Origin of the sequence: Streptomyces endophyticus (assembly GCF_035798155.1) — a bacterium.
GTDB classification, from domain to species: Bacteria; Actinomycetota; Actinomycetes; order Streptomycetales; family Streptomycetaceae; genus Streptomyces; species Streptomyces endophyticus.
Window position 1 is genome coordinate 1 of the sequence record NZ_JAOZYC010000045.1, and the last position, 4,808, is coordinate 4,808.

5 protein-coding genes are annotated in these 4,808 nt (G+C 69.3%); all 5 read right to left on the reverse strand.

The window, feature by feature from the left end; translation table 11 throughout:
• Window positions 1-145 precede the first annotated feature (145 nt).
• From OKJ99_RS07160 to OKJ99_RS07180, 5 genes are read right to left on the reverse strand one after another with little or no spacing between them, the layout of a single operon-like run.
• The gene (locus tag OKJ99_RS07160) at window positions 146-1,183 is read right to left on the reverse strand and encodes a LacI family DNA-binding transcriptional regulator (protein WP_326014945.1); all 1,038 of its coding nucleotides are present in this window, start codon (window positions 1,181-1,183) and stop codon (window positions 146-148) included.
• Entirely contained in the window at window positions 1,176-1,496 is a 321-nt protein-coding gene (locus OKJ99_RS07165; RefSeq protein WP_326014949.1) for an L-rhamnose mutarotase, read from the reverse strand. The genes OKJ99_RS07160 and OKJ99_RS07165 overlap by 8 nt, the downstream gene beginning before the upstream one ends.
• A 23-nt stretch (window positions 1,497-1,519) precedes the next feature.
• Window positions 1,520-2,599, reverse strand: coding sequence for a rhamnose ABC transporter substrate-binding protein (gene rhaS / locus OKJ99_RS07170; protein ID WP_326014946.1), 1,080 nt, complete (start codon window positions 2,597-2,599; stop codon window positions 1,520-1,522).
• A gap of 24 nt (window positions 2,600-2,623) precedes the next feature.
• Window positions 2,624-3,619: an ABC transporter permease gene (locus OKJ99_RS07175; protein ID WP_326014947.1), complete on the reverse strand. Its 996-nt coding sequence runs from the start codon at window positions 3,617-3,619 to the stop codon at window positions 2,624-2,626.
• Window positions 3,612-4,667: an ABC transporter permease gene (locus tag OKJ99_RS07180; RefSeq protein ID WP_326014948.1), complete on the reverse strand. Its 1,056-nt coding sequence runs from the start codon at window positions 4,665-4,667 to the stop codon at window positions 3,612-3,614. The genes OKJ99_RS07175 and OKJ99_RS07180 overlap by 8 nt, the downstream gene beginning before the upstream one ends.
• Window positions 4,668-4,808 lie beyond the last annotated feature (141 nt).

The following is a 4,808-nucleotide window of genomic DNA, read 5'->3' on the forward strand; positions in this document are numbered from 1 at the left end:
GTCAGATCGCCCCGCCCCATGGCCCCATCAACGACTCCCGCGCGGACCAGTCACATGATCGGCCGGACAAGTCCTAGTCGCTTGCACGGGCGTGCGACGGGCGGTTGAGTAACGCCCTCAGTCAGGGGGTGCCGCACGGGTGAGCTCAGCACGGACCCCGGCTCGACCCCCGCACCACCAACTCCGGCCGCAGCACGATGTGTTCGTGGTGGTGGTCCGTCGCGTGGGGGCCCGTTTCCTGGAGGAGGAGGTGGGCGGCGATGGTGCCCAGGGTGGTGGCCGGTTGGCGGACCGAGGTGAGGGGGACCGTGGCCGCCGAGGCGAATTCGATGTCGTCGTAGCCGACCAGGGACATGTCGTCCGGGACTCGGACCCCGGCCGCGTAGAGGGACTGGAGGACGCCGAGGGCCAGGAGGTCGTTGGCGCAGAAGACGGCCGTGGGGCGGTGGGCCAGGCCCAGGAGGCGGGCGCCCGCGTCGCGGCCGGCTGCTACGTCGAGGCGGTCCGTGGGGAGTTCGTACAGGTGGGAGGCGGGCAGGCCTGCCTCGGCGAGCGCTTTGTGGGCGCCCTCGCGGCGGTCCTGCACCTGTTTGAGGTGGGGTGGGCCGCTGACGTAGGCGAGGGAGCGGTGGCCCGCGTCGACGAGGTGGCGGAGGGCGAGCGTGCCGCCCGCCACGTCGTCGACCGCCACCGAGCAGCCCGGTTCGTCGCCCGCGACCCGGTCCACGACGACGTACGGAATGCCATGGCGGCGAAACGCGCGGAGCGTCGCGCCGCTGGGATCGGCCGGAGTGATGAGGGCCCCGCGCACCCGCTGTTCGGCGAACATGGAGAGGTATTCGGCCTCCACGGCCGGGCTCTGCGCGCTGTTGCACACCATCACGCCGAGCCCGGCCTCGCGCGCGGCGCGTTCGGCGCCGCGCGCGAGGTCCACGAAGAACGGGTTGCCCATGTCGAGGACGAGCAGGGACATGATCCGGCTCTGCCCGGCCCGCAGTTGGCGGGCGTACTCGCTGCGTACGTAGCCGAGGCGGGCGATGACCTGCTGGACGTGGCGGCGGGTGGGCCCGGAGACCCGGTCGGGCTGGTTGAGGACGTTGGAGACGGTGCCGACCGAGACACCCGCCTCCCGGGCGACGTCCTTGATGCCGACCGACGGCCCACCCTCGGCGCGTTCACGCAAGGTGGAAGACCTCGGTGAGCGGGCGCATCGCGGCGTCGGGCGCCTGCCCGTCCAACGCCTCGAAGAACCCGCCCATTTCGGCCTGCCAGCGGGCGTTGACGTCGGTGGCGTCCATGGCCGCGCGGGCCTTGTCGAAGTCCTCCGTCTCCAGGTATCCGACGAGCAGTCCGTCCTCGCGCAGGAAGAGGGAGTAGTTGTGCCAGCCGGTGGCCGTCAGGGCGTCCTGCATTTCCTGCCATACGTGCGCGTGGCGCGCCCGGTACTCGTCGATGCGGTCGGCCTTGACCTTGAGCAGGAAGCAGACGCGTTGCATGTCACTCATGTGTCGTTTCCCGCTCAGAACTTGTAGTCGTCGATGTTCGACTTGTTGAAGACGGTCGGCTTGCCGAGGGTGACGACGCCGTCCTTCCCGATCGTGTACTCGCCCATGTCGCCGGCCTTGAACTTCTCCCCCGCCTTGCCGGTGATCTGCCCGGACTCCAGGGCCACGGCGGTGTGTGCGGCGAGCGCGCCGAGCTTGGCCGGGTCCCACAGCTCGAAGGCCTCGACGGTGCCGTTCTTGACGTAGGCGCGCATGTCGTTGGGCGTGCCGAGGCCGGTCAGCTTGACCTTGCCCTTGTACTTGGAGCCGGCCAGGTACTGGGCCGCGGCCTTGATGCCGACCGTGGTCGGGGAGACGATCCCCTTCAGCTTCGGGTGCTCCTGGAGGAGGCCCTGGGTCTGCTGGAACGACTTCTGGGCGTCGTCGTCCCCGTAGGCGGTCGTGACGAGTTTGATGTCCTTGTAGGCGGGCTTCTTCAGCTCGTCCTTCATGTACTTGATCCACGTGTTCTGGTTGGTGGCCGTCTGTGCCGCCGAGAGAATCGCGATCTCGCCCTTGTTGCCGATCTGCTTGGCGATCTGCTGCACCTGGGTGCGGCCGAGGTCCTCGGCCGAGGCCTGCGAGACGAAGGCGTTGCGGCAGTCGACCTTGGTGTCGGAGTCGTACGTGACGATGCTGACGCCGTTCTTCATCGCCTGCTTGAGCGCGGTGCACAGCGCGCCAGGGTCCTGCGCGGACACGGCGATGGCGTCGGCCTGCTGCTGGGTGAGGGTGTTGACGTAGGAGACCTGTCCGGAGGTGTCGGTGCCGGAGCTGGTGCCGACCTCCTTGTACGTCGAGCCGAGCTGCTGCACCGCCTTCTTGCCGCCGTTGTCGGAGGTCGTGAAGTACGGGTTGTTGACCTGCTTGGGCAGGAAGGCGACCGTGAGGCCCTTCTTGGTCTTGGCGTTCGGGTCGGCCTTGCCCGCGGCGGCGGACTTGGCGTCGTCCTTGTTGGAGTCCGACTTGGTGGTGCCGCCGCAGGCGGTGGCGGCCACCATGAGAGCGGTGGAGACGGCGAGCGCGGCGGACAGCCGGCGGGTGGATGCGTTCATGGCGTTTCCTTACGGGAAGTGGGGCTACGGGGCGACGGGGGCGGCTGCTGCCGTCCTCTTGCGGCTCCTCGCCTGTGCGATCTGGCGGCCGACGCGCGGCGCGAGCACGGAGATGACGAGCAGCACGCCGGTGACGACGATCTGCGACTGCGCGGAGACGTTGAGCAGGCTCATCACGTTCTGGAGCGAGCCGAGCAGGAACACACCGGCGATGGCGCCGCCGAGCGTTCCCTTGCCTCCGTCGAAGTCGATGCCGCCGAGCAACACGGCGGCGATGACGGAGAGTTCGAGCCCGGTGGCGTTGTCGTAGCGGGCGCTGGCGTAGTGCAGGGCCCAGAAGACTCCGGTGAGCGCGGAGAGCACTCCCGTCGTGACGAACATCGACAGCTTGAGCCGCTTGACGCGCACCCCGGCGAACCGGGCGGCCTCCTCGTTCGCGCCGATCGCGAAGAGGGAGCGGCCCACGCGGGTGGCGTGCAGCACGACGATGGCGATGGCGAGCAGGACGACGAAGGGCAGGGCGGCGTACGGGATGAAGGTGTCGCCGATCCGGTTCGCGCCGAAGTCCAGGTACTGGGAGGGGAAGTCGGTGACCGAGTCGGAGCCGAGGACGATCTGGGCGATGCCGCGGTAGGCGGCCATGGTGCCGATGGTGACGGCGAGGGAGGGCAGGCCGAGGCGGGTGACGAGCAGCCCGTTGATCAGTCCGCAGACGACGCCGAGCAGCAGGCACAGCGGGATGATCGTCTCGATGGCCATGCCGTTGTTCCACAGCGCGCCCATCACGGCGCCGGACAGGCCGACCGTGGAGCCCACCGACAGGTCGACCTCGCCGGAGATGACCAGCATCGTCATCGGCAGCGCGATGATCGCGATGGGCAGGGTGTTGCCGATCAGGAACGACAGGTTCAGCGCGTTGCCGAAGTTGTCGACGAACGCGAACGAGCAGAGCAGCAGCACGACGAGCAGGGCGCCGACGGCGGTATCCCAACGGACCGAGTGCTTCAGGGAATCAGGCATGGCGGGCGCTCCTCATCTGTGCGGCCTGCTTGCGCAGCACTGCGGCGACGCGCAGCGCGACGATCCGGTCAACGGCGATGGCGAGCAGCAGCAGGATTCCGTTGATGGCGGTGACCCAGACGGAGCTGACGCCGATGGCGGGCAGCACGCTGTTGATGGAGGTCAGCAGCAGGGCGCCGAGCGCGGCGCCGTAGACGGTTCCGGCGCCGCCGGTGAAGGCGACGCCGCCGACGACGACGGCGCTGACGACGGTGAGTTCGTAGCCGTTGCCGGTGCCGGAGTCGACGTTGCCGAAGCGCGCCAGGTAGAGGGCGCCGGCGAGTCCGGCGAGCGCGCCGCACAGCACGTACGCGGTCATGATCCGCTTGCGGACGGGGATGCCGGCGAGGTTCGCGGCCTCGGGGCTTGAGCCGAGCGCGTACATCTCGCGGCCGCTGCGGTAGCTGCGCAGGTAGTAGCCGACGCAGAGCAGGACGGCGACGGCGAGCAGCGCCAGGTAGGGCACGATCCAGATGCCGTCGTGGCCGAAGTCGACGAAGGCGTCGGGCAGGTCGGCGGCGACGATCTGCTGGGAGCCGACCCAGATGGAGTCGATGCCGCGCACCACGTAGAGCGTGCCGAGGGTGACGACGAGGGCGGGCACCTTGCCGAGGCTGACGAGCGCGCCGTTGAGGACGCCGAAGACGGTGCCGATGGCGACGGCGTACACGACGGCGATCAGTGAACTGCCGCCGCCCTGAAGGTAGTCACCGGCGGCGAAGGCGGAGATGCCGAGCACCGAGCCGACGGACAGGTCGACGTTGCGGGTGATGACGACGATCGCCTGACCGGTGGCGACGAGGACGAGGATGGTGGCGTTCAGGAGGAGGTCCTTGACGCCCTGCTGGGACAGGAACTCGGTGTTGGAGACCTGCGTGGCGAGCAGCATCACCACGAGCACGGCGGCGACGGCGAGTTCGCGCGCCTTGAACACCTTGTCGAGCAGCCGGCGCCCCGCGGTGGGCGGCGGCGCCGCGTCCTCGCGTACGGGTGGTGCGGTGATGGTCATGAGGTGCTCCTAGGGCCCTTCTGACGGGTCAGGCCGGATGCGGACGGCGTCCACGTGCGGTGCGGGCGAGTGGGGTCTGGGGCGTGCAGCTGCAAGGCGGAGGAGGGCGTCAACGCGGAGCGTTGGCAACCGACGACAACG

Coding starts and splice junctions, on each gene's coding strand:
- OKJ99_RS07165 (WP_326014949.1), bottom strand. CDS start 1,496: ATGCAACGCGTCTGCTTCCTGCTCAAGGTCAAGGCCGACCGCATCGAC.
- rhaS (WP_326014946.1), bottom strand. CDS start 2,599: ATGAACGCATCCACCCGCCGGCTGTCCGCCGCGCTCGCCGTCTCCACC.
- OKJ99_RS07175 (WP_326014947.1), bottom strand. CDS start 3,619: ATGCCTGATTCCCTGAAGCACTCGGTCCGTTGGGATACCGCCGTCGGC.
- OKJ99_RS07180 (WP_326014948.1), bottom strand. CDS start 4,667: ATGACCATCACCGCACCACCCGTACGCGAGGACGCGGCGCCGCCGCCC.